At 69.2% G+C, this 13,499-nt stretch carries 16 protein-coding genes and 1 pseudogene; all 17 read left to right on the forward strand.

Translation table 11 applies throughout. The features are described from left to right. Positions 1–63: 63 nt before the first annotated feature. Positions 64–712: pseudogene (locus GA0115259_RS42780) on the forward strand (DUF2637 domain-containing protein); the annotation flags it as partial. Positions 713–1,293: 581 nt separating this feature from the next. Next, positions 1,294–2,037: a hypothetical protein gene (locus tag GA0115259_RS12170; protein WP_093595044.1), complete on the forward strand. Its 744-nt coding sequence runs from the start codon at positions 1,294–1,296 to the stop codon at positions 2,035–2,037. Positions 2,038–2,054: 17 nt separating this feature from the next. Next, the gene (locus GA0115259_RS12175) at positions 2,055–2,564 is read left to right on the forward strand and encodes a hypothetical protein (protein WP_093595047.1); all 510 of its coding nucleotides are present in this window, start codon (positions 2,055–2,057) and stop codon (positions 2,562–2,564) included. Further along, positions 2,564–3,286, forward strand: coding sequence for a ubiquitin family protein (locus GA0115259_RS12180; RefSeq protein WP_093595050.1), 723 nt, complete (start codon positions 2,564–2,566; stop codon positions 3,284–3,286). Before GA0115259_RS12175 ends, GA0115259_RS12180 begins: the two co-directional genes overlap by 1 nt. A gap of 77 nt (positions 3,287–3,363) precedes the next feature. Then, complete coding sequence (locus tag GA0115259_RS12185; protein WP_093595053.1) at positions 3,364–3,624, forward strand: hypothetical protein; 261 nt, start codon at positions 3,364–3,366, stop codon at positions 3,622–3,624. A 226-nt stretch (positions 3,625–3,850) separates the two neighbouring features. Further along, positions 3,851–4,402 carry a DUF4352 domain-containing protein gene (locus GA0115259_RS12190; RefSeq protein WP_256097980.1) on the forward strand — a complete coding sequence of 184 codons (552 nt, stop codon included), beginning with the start codon at positions 3,851–3,853 and terminating at the stop codon, positions 4,400–4,402. 149 nt (positions 4,403–4,551) lie between these two features. After that, complete coding sequence (locus GA0115259_RS12195; protein WP_141716535.1) at positions 4,552–5,511, forward strand: peptidoglycan recognition protein family protein; 960 nt, start codon at positions 4,552–4,554, stop codon at positions 5,509–5,511. A 20-nt stretch (positions 5,512–5,531) separates the two neighbouring features. Beyond that, complete coding sequence (locus tag GA0115259_RS12200; protein ID WP_093595062.1) at positions 5,532–5,786, forward strand: hypothetical protein; 255 nt, start codon at positions 5,532–5,534, stop codon at positions 5,784–5,786. Positions 5,787–5,789: 3 nt separating this feature from the next. Then, entirely contained in the window at positions 5,790–6,095 is a 306-nt protein-coding gene (locus GA0115259_RS12205) for a hypothetical protein (protein WP_093595065.1), read from the forward strand. A gap of 9 nt (positions 6,096–6,104) precedes the next feature. Next, on the forward strand, positions 6,105–6,578 hold the full coding sequence (locus GA0115259_RS12210) for a hypothetical protein (RefSeq protein WP_093595068.1): 474 nt from the start codon (positions 6,105–6,107) through the stop codon (positions 6,576–6,578). After that, positions 6,575–7,957, forward strand: a complete 1,383-nt coding sequence (locus GA0115259_RS12215) for a terminase large subunit domain-containing protein (RefSeq protein WP_093595071.1) — start codon at positions 6,575–6,577, stop codon at positions 7,955–7,957. Before GA0115259_RS12210 ends, GA0115259_RS12215 begins: the two co-directional genes overlap by 4 nt. 14 nt (positions 7,958–7,971) lie before the next feature. Continuing rightward, entirely contained in the window at positions 7,972–8,265 is a 294-nt protein-coding gene (locus GA0115259_RS12220) for a hypothetical protein (RefSeq protein ID WP_093595074.1), read from the forward strand. Continuing rightward, on the forward strand, positions 8,265–10,103 hold the full coding sequence (locus GA0115259_RS12225; protein ID WP_141716536.1) for a hypothetical protein: 1,839 nt from the start codon (positions 8,265–8,267) through the stop codon (positions 10,101–10,103). Before GA0115259_RS12220 ends, GA0115259_RS12225 begins: the two co-directional genes overlap by 1 nt. Further along, a complete protein-coding gene (locus tag GA0115259_RS12230) occupies positions 10,100–10,909 on the forward strand; it encodes a phage minor head protein (protein WP_093595080.1) in 810 nt (269 codons plus the stop codon). The genes GA0115259_RS12225 and GA0115259_RS12230 overlap by 4 nt, the downstream gene beginning before the upstream one ends. Before the next feature lie 232 nt (positions 10,910–11,141). Continuing rightward, positions 11,142–12,902 carry a 2'-5' RNA ligase family protein gene (locus GA0115259_RS12240; RefSeq protein ID WP_161230351.1) on the forward strand — a complete coding sequence of 587 codons (1,761 nt, stop codon included), beginning with the start codon at positions 11,142–11,144 and terminating at the stop codon, positions 12,900–12,902. Then, entirely contained in the window at positions 12,902–13,063 is a 162-nt protein-coding gene (locus GA0115259_RS40225; RefSeq protein WP_161230352.1) for a hypothetical protein, read from the forward strand. Before GA0115259_RS12240 ends, GA0115259_RS40225 begins: the two co-directional genes overlap by 1 nt. Positions 13,064–13,198: 135 nt before the next feature. Then, positions 13,199–13,499: hypothetical protein (locus GA0115259_RS12245; RefSeq protein WP_141716537.1), on the forward strand; the 301-nt coding region annotated here is incomplete at its 3' end.

Below are 13,499 nucleotides of genomic sequence, written 5' to 3' on the forward strand. Positions count from 1 at the left end.
CCCCTGACCGGCCGGGCCCGCGAAACCCCCGCGCGGGCCCGGCCTCCCACCCGGGAGCCGACCGTGAACACCCGCCCCACCATCACCCCCGCCGTACGCCGCCTCATCTACGCCGTCGTCACCGGCGCCGTACTGCTCGCCGCGATCGGCTTCGTCGGCTCCTACACCGCCGTACGCCAACTCGCCGAAGCCAAGGGCTTCGGGACGTTCGCGCTCGCCTTCCCCATCGGCATCGACGCAGGCATCGGCGTCCTCCTCGCCCTGGACCTCATCCTCACCTGGGTCCGCATGCCCTACCCGCTGCTCCGCCAGTCCGCATGGATCCTCACCACAGCGACCATCGCGTTCAACGCCGCCGCCGCATGGCCCGACCCGCTCGGCGTCGGCATGCACGCCGTGATCCCCCTCCTGTTCATCGTCGTCGTCGAAGCCGCACGGCACGCGGTCGGCCGGCACGCGGACATCACCGCCGACAAGCACATGGAGGGCGTACGGCTCTCCCGCTGGCTCCTGGCCCCGCTGTCCACGTTCAAGCTGTGGCGCCGGATGAAGCTGTGGGAGCTCCGCTCGTACGAGGCCGTCATCGCACTCGAACAGGAACGCCTCATCTACCGGGCGCAGTTGCAGATGCGGTACGGCCGGCTGTGGCGGTGGAGTGCGCCCGTTGAGATGCGGCTGCCGCTGCGCCTGACGAAGTACGGCCGCGCACTCACCCCTCTCACGGATGCGCCGGTTGCACCCGCACTCGCCGTCGCAGCGCACCCGGCCGCGGATACGGATGCGGAGTTCGACCGGGTCGTATCCGATGCGACCGCACTCGCCGGGCCCATTGCACCCGCACCCGCACCCGCAGTCGAAGCGGCTCCGGATGCGCCTGCACTCGCCCCGGCGGATGCGCACCGGGCCGCGGATGCGGTCCATCCGCATGGCGCACTCGTCCTTGACCTCAAGCCCATGCTCCCGCCAGTCCCGCAGGTCACCGCAGATGCGCACCCAACTGCACCCGCCGCACCTGCCTCGACCCGGCCCGCGGCCACCGCATCCGACGACGAACTGATCGAACGCGCACGCGCACTCGCCGCCACCGGCCCGCTGTCCCTGCGCCGGATGCAGCGCGCCTTCGGCATCGGCCAGGCACGCGCCACCCGCATCCGCAACGCACTCGACCGCGAGGCGAGCTGAGATGCACACCGCATTCGCCGCACTCGCATCCGCACCCATGGCCGGCGCGTTCCTCGCACTCGGCCTGATCGCCGGATGCGTACTCGCCACCGCACTCGCCTGAGGAAACCAATGCCCACTACGCCGCCGCACCCGACCGAACCCGAGGCCGACGAGCGCCGCGTCCAGCACCTCCTGCGGATGCGGATCGACGGCCCCACCGCCCACCAGCCCGCCGCCGCGCAGACCGTCCCACCGCGGACCACCCAGGCGCCAGCCGCAGCGCCCGTACGGGACTGGTGGGACGACCTCTACGCCGACGAACCCGAACCCGAGACGGACGGGCCGGTCCGCGGGGGAGGGCGGCTCCCGGACTGGCGTAAGCCCAAGCCCGTCCTGCCCGCGCCCGCCGAGGACGAGCCCGAGGAGCCCGAAGAGCCGGCCGCCGAGGAGAACCCGACCCCTGACGTTGAGCAGGACACGGAGCCGCCCGCGAAGCCCGCGCCGGCCGCGCCTGGATGGCTCCAGCCGGAGCCCGGCTACTACCCACCCCTGCCCCCCGTTCTGCCGACCGTACGGCGCGCGCCCGCCGCGCTCAGCCCCAAGACCCGCGCCGGCCTCTACAACGCGGCAGCAGCGGGCGCCGGTTGGAGCCTGGGCCTCTACGACCTGTTCGCCCGTGCCATCGCCAACTGCGGCGCCACCACCAGCATCGGCGGCGCACTCACCCTCGGCGCCGGCTCGTGCCTGGTCATCGCGCACCTGTGGGACCGCCGTACGCGCCACTGGTGGATCGGCCTCGCCTGGGTCGCCCGGATCCCGCTCGCCACCGCGATCACCGCACTCGCCCTGTACGCGCCCGCCTCAACCATCTGACCTGGGGGAACACCGCCATGCATCAGCACCTCGATCTCATCGTCACCGCCGCACCGATCACCATCGAGAGCGGCCGGATCCTCGGCAGCGTCGGATCCGGCGGCATCGCCATCGCCCTCACCACGGTGCTGGTCGCCGGGATCCGCGAACCCAAGGGCAGCGCCGCAGCGGCGGGGGGAGCGCCGTCCAAGAAAGGGAAGATCCGCAAGCGGCTGACCAGCGACCAAGCGCAGGTGCTCGGCATCACCGCGGGCACGTTCTACATGGCCGCCGGATCGATCTGGACCGTCGGCGGACAGCTCTCCGACGCGTTCTCCGGGCTGATCACCAACGGGGGTTTCGGCGCGGCGGGAACCGGCGCCGTGTCCCTCGTGCTGGCAGGGATCATGTACTTCCGCGAGATGACCCCCGGCAAGAGCGCCTTGACCGGCATCCTTTCCGCCGGCGTCTGGGCATCCGCAGGCGGCATCTGGGGCACCCCCCAGGCCCTCATCCTCACTGGCGCCGCGGCCCTGGGGATCCTCTGATGAACCCTGAAACGATCAACAAGGCGGGGGAGCAGCCCACCGAGGACTCCCCCGGCCTCGTCACCCGGACTGCCGACAGCCTGCGGTCCGGGCTCACCGGTGAAGCAGCCACCGCGCTGGCCGCCGGGTCCCGGATCCTCGTACGGAAAGGCTGGAACCAGGTCGCCCCCGAGTCCCCGATCTGGCAGAGGCTCGGCTACGTCGGCGCCGGCGGCTACCTCCTCGTTTCCGCCGCAGCCCACGCCGACCTGGGCGCAGCGGCCCCCTTCGTACTCCCCGGCACTGCGGTCGTCTGGTGCGTGGCCGCGTGGATCGTCTCCCCTCCCCCGGGCCCCAAGCGAGCGCCCCGGCGCTCCGAGGGCCACGAGCCCGAGGAGTCTGCGGGCCGGGACCTTGCGACCGTGGCCGCGCTCATCCGTACGGTCGCCGCCGAACACAACCACCAGGGCGCACACTTGGCCGACCTGATCGCGACCGGCCTGTTGGACCCATGGCAGCAGCCTGAGTTGAAGGCCGCGCTCACCTCCGAGTGGGGCATCCCGGTAGCCGAGATCAAGCTCAGGTTCCGCGGCCGTCAGCGGGTGCGGGACGGGGTCCGCCTTCGCGACCTGCCCGAACTGCCGGACGAGGCCGCCCGCGAGGCCGCCGCAGACACCCCGCCGGAGAGTGCCGCCAGCCCCTCCCCGCGCCCGCTTCCGTCGCCCGCCCAGGGCCCCGGGTAGCGCGGTAGGAACCGCAGGTCAGACCGCGTTCCTACCGCCCACCTACCTACCGCCTACCAGCCCCTGAGAGGCCCCAGTTGAGCCCCTACCGATACCGGTGCGGCCAATGCCGCGCCACCTCCCCGCCGACGATCACACAGGCCGAGGCCGAGGCGCACCGGGACCACCACCGGGCGTCCGTACACGGCGGCCTCGCACCCGACGGCGAGGACATCGAGACCGTACGAGGCGACGCCGCACGCAACCCGGACACCCGCTACCTGTCCACCCGCGCGGCCCTCATCGGGATCGGCCTGCTCGCCCTCGCAAGCCTCATCTCGCGGGTGCTCGACCGCTGACCGGCCCGAGCCGCCTTCGCCTGTCAGTCCCGCCCCGTAGGCTGTTCTCATCCCATCCGCGCATCTGGCTGCTGCGCCGCTGGACCGGGCCCCTCGTCGTTCACCCCCGTCGACGAGGGGCCCCACCTATGTCACGAACCCGTCACTACCTGGGCACACCGAGCACACACACGACACGATGAGCCCACACCGATCCTTGGGGGGACCCATGCAAACACGCGCCATCGTGACCATCACTGCCGCCCTGCTCCTCACAGCCACCGCCTGCGGCGGGGCAGACGAGATCACCACCGAACCGAAGAAGACCGCCGCGCCGAGAACTGACACCCCTGTAGCACCGCCTGCCTCCATAACCCCCGTGCCTGCGAAGGTCGGTGACACCATCGCGCTCAAGGGATTCGAGGACGGCGAGCAGCTTGATGTCACCGTGACCAAATGGGTCGACCCCGCGAAGGGGAAGGACGAGTTCTTCGTCCCCCAGGACGGCAACCGCTGGGTCGCCGCCCAGTTCGAGCTCGTCAACAGCGGGACCAAGTCCTACGTCGACAGCCCCGCGAATGGCGCGCAGGTCGCCGACGCGGAGGGGCAGCGGTTCACGACGACGTTCGCGGACATCACTGCTGGCCCGTCTATGACGTCTGACGCGCGGGTCCCGCCGGGCGAGAAGGCGTTGGGGTACATCGTGTTCGAGGTTCCGATGGGCTCGAAGATCGCGAGTATTCAGTTCGCGATGAATTCGGGGATGGCCGACCAGACCGGGCAGTGGTCTGTCTCGTAGGCGTCAGCCGTTCGAAGCTCTTCACCGAAGGCCCGCCGCCGTGCGGGCCTTTTGCATGCCCGGCACTAGCCGCTGCCTCACTACACCTGTAGTGAAGTTGAACATTATTCAGTTATGCTCGCCCCAGGACTGGCCGAAAGGGGCGCTTCGTGGCAACACCGATGACACCGGACCAGTGGCTCAAAGCCCTACGCGCCGAGGGCATCACGGACATCGTCGAGATGGCCGGATGGCGAACCAACAACCGCAACAGCCGAGGCGCCTGGGGCCCCGTGCACGCCACGATGGTTCACCACACCGCAGGCGAGGGCACCGGGATGCCCGGCCTAGTCTTCAACGGAACCTCAGCTCTTCCCGGGCCCCTCTGCCACGACTTTCTGGCACGCAGCGGACGCCTCTACCTCGTCGGGAACGGGCGCGCCAACCACGCCGGCACTGTCGCCGCCAACGCCTACCGCGCCGTCCTCAACGAGCAGTCCACGCACCCGAAGCCGGACGCGGCCGAGCCGATCGACGGCAACTCCGTCTCGTACGGGCTGGAAGTCGAGAACAGCGGCGCCGCAGACCGCCCCTGGACGGCGAAACAGTACGACGTTGCGGTGCGCGTACAGGCCGCGCGCTGCCGCTTCCACGGCTGGACCGCGAACTCCGTGTGGGCGCATAAGGAAGCGACGCGCCGGAAGCCCGTCGACCCGCGCATCGACATGAACAAGTTCCGCCGTGACGTTGCCGAGCGCCTCGGGCACCCGGCGTCGTGGAACCCCGGCGCCCCGAAGCCACCGACCGAGGAGGACCCCATGGCCGGTATCACCAAGCAGGACATCTACGACGCGGTCTGGAAGACCGACCAGATCGCAGGACCGGCCGACGAGCCGGACCACAAGACCAACCCGACCTGGCAGGCGCAGAGCATCGTCAAGGACATCCAGGCCCGAGTCCGCGCGCTTCAGAAGAGTGAGGCCGCACAGTCGGCCGCGATCACCGCGCTCGCCGGGCTCGTCGGCAAGCAGATCGACACAACATCCGACGTAGTGGCCGCTGTACGTGCCGCGATCGCGGAGGCGGTCATCGACGTGGACGTCAACGTCACCAGCAGCACCAACACCTGACCACCAGAACGGACCCCGCCATGTCGTACTCGATGCCCGACACCCAGACCGTCCTCAAGACCGCCAGCACGTACGGCCGCGACCTCCTGGAACGCGTCGTCGCCACGTTCCTCCAGGCGTTCATAGCCGGGGTAGTCGTGACACAGCCCCTCGACGGGAGCATGTGGTACGCGGCCCTGTCCGGCGGCGTCGGAGCAGTCCTCGCACTCGTGAAGGGCCTCATCGCCCGCGTCCGCGACGTCACCAACAGCGCGTCCCTCGCCCGAGGCGTGTAGCCAGTGAGCACGCCCGACCCGACCGCCCCCACGGTCTACGAGCTGATCCGCACCCAAGGGCTGCAACTAAACAACCTGGCCCAGGTGGTGGCCAGCCTAGAGGCGAAGATCGTCACGCAGGAGCAGCGGGCGACCGATCTCCAGCTCACCGGGCAGCGCATCGAACGTGTGGAACTGGACATAAAGGCCGAGCGAGAGCGGGGCCTGACGAACCGTCGCATCGCCTGGACATCGTTCGGAGCCCCGCTCGCCGTGGCGTTCCTGCTGTGGGCGCTCGGCGCGTTCTCGCTCAGCAACGGTGGAGCGTAGGAGGCTGTCGTGGGCGTCGACCCGTGGATGAGACAGGACGGCGAGACCGACCCTGCCTACCAGGCGTTCGCCGCCTACCGCGACCTCGGATCGGCAGACCGCACTCTAGGCGAGGCCGCACGAGGCGTAGGCAAATCTCTTGGCCTCATCAAACGGTGGAGTTTCACCCACAACTGGGTTGAGCGCGCCCGCGCCTTCGACCAGCACCTCACCGGCGTGACCACCGAGTCCTACGCCGTCATGGTCCGCAAGACCACCGCCCAGCAAAGCGCCCTCACCGACAAGCTGTTCAGCAGGCTCGACCGGAACCTCGACCTGCTGCCCGAGGGCGCCAACCCGCCGAAAGCCTGGACAGACGCCTTCGCCGCCGCCGCACGCGCCCGCACCACGCTCCTCGACTACAACAAGCCGGACTCCCCCAAGAACACCGAGCTGGCCGACAAGATCGCGTCGATCCTCGACAAGCTGGGAGTGGAGGAATGACTACCCGCGCGGAAATCGCCAGGTGGCCTGTCCAGGCCCAGCAGGAACTCCTCACGCGCCTCGAAGCCGCCCTCCAGGACAAACAGCGCGGCAAGGTTCCCTGGCTATGTGACCGGCCCGTATGCGACGGACTGCCCCACTCCGGGCGCCAGGGCACCCACGCCCGTACGTCCCAGCGGCCCCCCGGAGGAGACTCCTGGGACACATGGCTGCTGCTGGCCGGCCGCGGGTTCGGGAAGACCCGGACCGGCGCTGAATGGGTGTGGCGCATGGCCAAGCAGTACGAGCGCGGCGCGCTGATCGGGCCCACCGCTGCGGACACCCGGGACATCCTTGTGGAGGGCGAGTCGGGGATCCTTGCGTGCGCCCCGGCGCGGTTCCGGCCGCTGTACGAGCCGTCGAAGCGCCGCGTCACCTACCCCAACGGAGCGATCCAGACGCTGTACAGCGCGGACGAACCAGACCGCCTCCGCGGCCCGCAGCACCACTACGCCTGGATGGACGAGCTTGCTGCCTGGCGCCGTCTCAAGGCGACTTGGGACATGGCGCAACTGGGCATGCGTCTAGGTGACCACCCGCGGACCTGCATCACCACGACCCCGCGCCCGCTGCCCGTCATTAAGGAACTCCTGAAGGACCCCGCGACGAACGTCGTGCGCGGCAGCACGTACGACAATCTCCACAACCTGGCCCCGACCTTTCGGCGCGCAGTCGTCTCCAAGTACGAAGGGACGACCCTGGGCAGGCAAGAGCTCGACGCCGAAGTCCTCGACGACATGCCCGGCGCCCTTGTGGCCCGCAGCATCATCGAAGCCGGACGGGTCGACGAAGCACCCGGACTCGAACTCATCGTGGTCGGCATGGACCCAGCAGGTACCGGCGCCGGAGACGAGACCGGCCTCATCGCCGCTGGCCGCGGCACCGATGGCGTCGACTATGTCCTGCGGGACGTATCGAAGAAGATGAGCCCCCGCGAGGCAGCGCGCCGTGCGTGGGGACTCGTGGATGACGTGTCCGCCGACGCTCTGGTTTACGAGGACAACCTCGGCAAGCAGTGGGTTGAGCAGGTTCTGAAGGACGCGTGGAAGGAACTCCACGGGAGCACACCTCACCCTCCGTTGCGCCGGGTCACGGCCACGGTGGGTAAGAAGCTGCGCGCTCAGCCGGTGGCGATGCGGTACGAGCAGCAGCGTGTACGGCACGTCGGTGTACACGGTGAGTTGGAGGACCAGCTTGCGACGTGGATTCCCGAGGAGGACTCGGCGTCCCCGGACCGGATCGACGCGATGGTCCACGCGGTGACGCACCTGATGAAACGTGACCGGGCGCGCATGGTTCTTGCTTCACCCCACGCTGTGCCGCAGGGCAGGCCCGCATAGAGATGACGATGCCCATGGACGCCTTCACGCTCGTGCTGGCCGCGCTCGCTACCGCACGGCTCACCCGCCTGATCACCGTCGACCGCATTACCGAGGCCCCCCGCAACTGGGTCATCCGGCAGCTTCCGCGCGAGTCGCTCCTGTCGTACCTGCTGGTGTGCTCCTGGTGCTCGTCCGTCTACGCGGGCGCGGGGGTGGGAGCGGCGTGGTGGGCGTGGGGCGCCGAGCGCTGGTTCGTGGCCGTCTGTGCGGCGCTGGCGTTCAGCCACATCACCGGCTGGCTCAGCATCCGAGAGGGCGGTGAGTAATGGCACTCCTCAAGCGCCGCAAGGGCTCATCAGAGGAGCGCGGCACGAGGCCCCGGGTGGTGCTTGCCGCAGCCGTCCCCGTCACGGGGCCCGACGCCCGCGACGCCTGGGCCGCCCGGCAGGGAGACACCGCGTGGCAGCGAGAGGCGTGGTACCACTACGACGCCTGCGGCGAACTCCGCTCCGCAGTCACCTGGATCGCCAACGCCGTATCCCGCGCCGAGCTGTACGCGGCCGAAGTAGACCCCGCGACTGGTATGCCAACCGGCCCGACCGACAACGCGCAGGCTCAGGCCGCAGTCACTCGCGCGCTTGGGGGAGCGGCTATACGTGCCCAGCTTCAGTACACGATGGCTGTCAACTGGCAAATCCCTGGTGAGGTGTTCGTCCTCGTGCGGCCCGGTACGGGCACCCGACGCGGAGCGACCGCACCTGACGAATGGGTGGCGCTCTCGGGCACAGAGGTTGAGTACTCCGGCGCCCGCTGGTCGTACAAGGACCCTATGACGGGCGTCAAGAAGGACCTCGCGGCTGGGGATCTGCTGATGCGTGTGTGGTCCCCTCACCCACGCATCCAGTACCACGCGGACTCGGCGGTACGGCCGGCGCTTCCGGTGCTGCGGGAGATTGAGAAAGCCAGCCAGAACATCGCGGCGAGACTGGACTCGCGGCTGGCAAGCAACGGGCTTCTGTTCGTGGCCGAGGAGATCGACTTCCCGGAACAGGAGTCCGGCGCCACCGGGGCCGAAGGCTTCATGGAGTACCTGTCAGATGTCATGGCCCGGTCGCTGAAGAATCCGGGAACGGCTGCTGCTCAGGTGCCGATTACGGCGTCTTTGCCGGGCGAGCTGATTGACAAGATCAAGCACCTCGACATTTCCACCGTGTTCGACGCGGCTGTTGTAGCGCTGCGCGCCGACGGCATCAAGCGCCTTGCCGAGTCCCTCGACATGCCCAACGAGGTGGCCACCGGGTCGACAGGGGGCATGAACCACTGGGGTTCCTGGAAGGTGGAGGAGGACACCTACAAGATCTACATTGAGCCGCTGCTGGACCGGCTTGGCGACGCGCTCACCACCCACTGGTACCGCCCCACCCTCAGACGCATGGGCGTCACCAACCCGGACAGGTACCAGCTGGCCTGGAACACCGCCGAGATCGTTCAGCGCCCGAATCGTACCGAGGACCTGAAGTGGCTCCACGATCATGATCTGATCTCCGACGCCGCCATGCGCGCCGAGGTGGGCGTTCCTGACGACGACATCCCCGATGAAGAGCAGGTTCGGCTACGCCGTTTGGAACGCGTCGTCACTGCCGCCCCGACACTTGCCGCAGATCCGCAGATCTCCAGCCTCCTGTTCGGCTTCGAGATCGCGCCCGCAGCGGCCGGCGTGGCGGGGCAGATCGAGGGCGGCCATCTCCAGCCGGAAGCGCCTTCGGCGCCCGAGCGTGGCCCGCGTGCGCTGCCCGCGACGCAGAACGACGAGCCGCCCGCGCTGGCCGCGTCTGCGGCGCTCCCTGAGCACCTGATCGCGGCAACCGAGTTGCTCGTGTTCGACGCGCTATCCCGCGCGGGCGGACGGCTTCTCAAGGCGCCGCTGCGGGGGCAGTTCGGATCGGTAGCGAAGCATGAGCTGTACCTGAAGATCCCCTATGACCCGAATGCCGAGGGCGTGGTTGAGCGTCTGCTTGAGGGGTCTTTCCAGTTCACCGGGCACGTCGCCGAGGCATTCGGCCGGGACCGGGAGCAGCTTTCCGCGCAGGTGGAGGAGTATGTGACGACGCTGATCATGACCCGTACGGCGCATGACCGGGCCGTGTTGCGACGGTTCCTGTGAGCACGCCGCCGGAGGATGAGAACTTGCCCGCACGGCTGCGCGCGCAGGCGATCATCCGTGACGGGGAGCAGCGGATTGGCCGGGCCTGGTTCCGGTCGCTGACACGGTTCCTGGACCGCGTACGGCCGGCCGCCGCCCCGCCGGATGGGCCACTCGATCCGAGTCGGGTGTCCGACAGTCAGCAGTTCTGGACGGACGAAGTCAACGTCCAGGTCGTGCCGGAGATCTCGGGCGTGCTGCGTCGTACCTGGCGTCGTGTCACCGGCGCCGGGGACCCGGTCACCGATCCGTACGTCGCGGACTACCTGAACGACGCGGGCAACCGGCTCGTGCGTGTACCGGATGAGGTGTACGCGCGGATCGTGGTGGAGATCGAGCGCGGGATCCGGGAGGGGCGCCCGATCCCGGAGGTGACAGCGGAGGTGCAGCAGATCCTCACCGCGTCCGGCTCGGAGTTGTGGCCGAACCGGGCCCGGGTGGTGGCCCGTACGGAGACGATGGGCGCGGTCAACGCGGCTGTGTTCCGGTCCGCGCAGTTGGACGCGGAGGCGCGTGGCGATATGGCGCCGATGAAGGTGTGGCTCGCGACGGAGGACCAGCGGACGCGGCCGACTCACCGTGAGGCGGATGGCCAACGCACGCTGCTTGCGTCGCCGTTCGAGGTGGGGGTGGGGGGTGCTCAGCTCCTGTTCCCCGGGGACCCGCGCGGGCCTGCGCAGGAGGTCATTCAGTGCCGGTGCACGCTGTTGCCGGTGGTGCTTGGCGAGACGCTCGATTGGACCGACCGACAGGAGCCGAGAGGCTGATGAACCCGTATTGGAGTTACCTACTCACGGCCGTGGGCGTGTTCGGCCTGTATCTCGCAGGACGCAAGAGCCCCGCTGGGTGGGCAGTAGGCGTTGCGGCGCAATTGCTCTGGTTTGCGTACGCCGTGAGCACCGAGCAATGGGGGTTCATCGTCTCCTGTCTGGCATACGGCTGGGTGTACTCGAAGAACTTCCTAGCGTGGCGGCAGCCCACGAAAGAGGAGGCAGTCCAGTGAGCGGCGCTCTGACGGCTGCGGCGGACATGAGCGGCGCGATCATCGCGTTCCTGCCCGCCGACCCCGACGCTCTCACGGTGCCCGAGGGCGACCCGGCCGACCAGTTGCACGTCACCCTCCTCTACCTCACCGACGACAACACGGAGTTGGGCGACGAGCAGCGCCGGTTCATCGCTCAGGTCCTCGCGGACGTCGCCCCGGACGGTTCGATCGAAGCGACCGTCACGGCCGTGCAGGGCCTCGGCGAGGACAATCCGCAGGCGATTGTGCTCATGCTCGACTCGCCCGAACTCCAGACGATGCGGGACACCGTGAAGGCCGCGCTGGAACAGGACATCCCCGTGCCCGAGGACCGCTTCCCCGAGTACCTGCCGCACCTGACCGTCGGCTACGGCGTCGACCCCGAGGCACTCGCTGACCAGGTCGGTACGACGGTCGTCCTGGACCGGCTGGCCGCGATGTACGGGGCCGACCGAGAAGAGATCCCCCTGACTGCCGCAGCGTCCCCGGTGGTCGCGTGCGCTGAGAGGAGCATGATGCCCAGACGCTGGACCGCCGTACTCGCCCGGATCGGAGTCCCCACCGGGGACGGCCGCATCCTCGCGCCCGGCGCCATCACATCCCGCGACCTGCCCCTGCCGCTGTCCTGGCAGCGCCAGAGCGCCGACGGCCACGGCGGCTCGATCGTGGTGGGCCGCATGGAGTCCATCTCGATCACCGACGACCTGGTGACCGCGTCCGGCTCGCTGCTGTCCGAGGACGGCTGGCAGGTCATCGAGCACATTGAGGCCGGAGTGATCGGCCCGAGCGTGGATTTGGACGATCTGGAGTACGTGATCGACGACCAGGACCGGGCCGTCATCACACGGGGCCGGATCGCTGGGGCGACGCTGGTGGCGATCCCGGCGTTCGCGGACGTTTCGATCACTCTGGAGCCAGTGCCCGTCGCGGCGCTGGCGCCCGAGATGGTGCCTGCCGGAGTGCAGCCGGACGTTATCGGGTTCGAGGACGACGGGGTATTCGCGTCTGAACTGGCCGCGTTCACGTCGAACGCCTCGGCGCAACTGTCCCGTACGGAGGCGCTGCCGCCGGTGGACTGGTTCACCAACCCGGGCCTCACCACGTTGACGCCCCTCAACGTAACCGTCAGCGGGCGCGTGTTCGGGCATGTCGCCGGGTGGGATTCATGCCATGTCGGGCTGCCCGGCTGCGTCACGCCGCCCGCCAGCCAGACCGGCTACAGCTACTTCATGGTCGGGGAGCAGCGCACCGCCGACGGCACCACAGTGCCCGTAGGGACGCTCACCGTGGGCGGCGGCCACGCGGACCCGCAGCTCGGGTTCCGGGCAGCGGCCGAGCACTACGACAACATCGGCACCGCCGTGGCACGGGTGTTTGCGGGCGAAGACGAGCACGGCATCTGGGTGTCCGGGTGGCTGCTCCCCGAGGCCGATCCGCTGCGTGTCGAGCAGTTCAAGGCGTCCCCGGTGTCTGGGGACTGGCGGCGGATCGGCGGCTCGCTGGAGCTGATCGCGGTGTGCTCGGTGAACACCCCCGGCTTCCCGGTGCCTCGCGCCCGCGTGGGCTTCTCAAATCAGGCACAGCAAGCGCTCATCGGCACGTTCGGCCCTCTGCGTGGCCGTGTCGTTGAATACACCGGCCGCAAGGGCGCCCCCGTCTTGGCGCACCCCGTCCCGGACAGCAACGAGGCGCGCGCCAAGTGGGCGCGCGTCATCTGGAACGAAAGGAACCTCTAATGGCCTGTTGTGGTATCGGCACCCGAGCCGCATCCAACGTCGCCTACGAAGTAAAAACCAACGACGGCAAAACCACCACGGTCGCCTCCATCCCCGAGGCGCGCATCCTCATCGCGCAGGCGGGCGGCGGCACGTACAAGGCCGTCCCCAAGAAGCCCTAACGGGGACAACTCCCCACATGGTGCAGTAACGCGCTAACCTGTCCACGAACAGCCTTACGGGTGCTGAGCTGTGAGCCGGCCCGGAGACGTGACACCACCTCACCGATCCGTGCCGACTCCCCTCAGGAGAGCACCATGCACACCCGCACCCTCCCGCGCACCCGCCTCGCGCAGGCCGCCCGAGACGCCGCGACCCTCCGCCTCGGCCAGTTCGCCACGGCCCCCGAGTCGCCCACCGAACCGGCCACAGCCCCGTTCGACGCGACCGCGCTCGACGACGACGCCCTGTACGCCGAGTACGGACGCATCCGCGAGCGCGGCGCCGAACTCTCCAACAAGACGGACCTCACCGCCGACGAGATCGCCGAGTTCACCACCCTCGGTGACCGCGTCGACGTCGTACGGTCCGAGATCGAAGGCCGCGAGGCCGCCGCCG

Origin of the sequence: Streptomyces sp. MnatMP-M17 (genome assembly GCF_900091995.1) — a bacterium.
GTDB lineage: Bacteria > Actinomycetota > Actinomycetes > Streptomycetales > Streptomycetaceae > Streptomyces.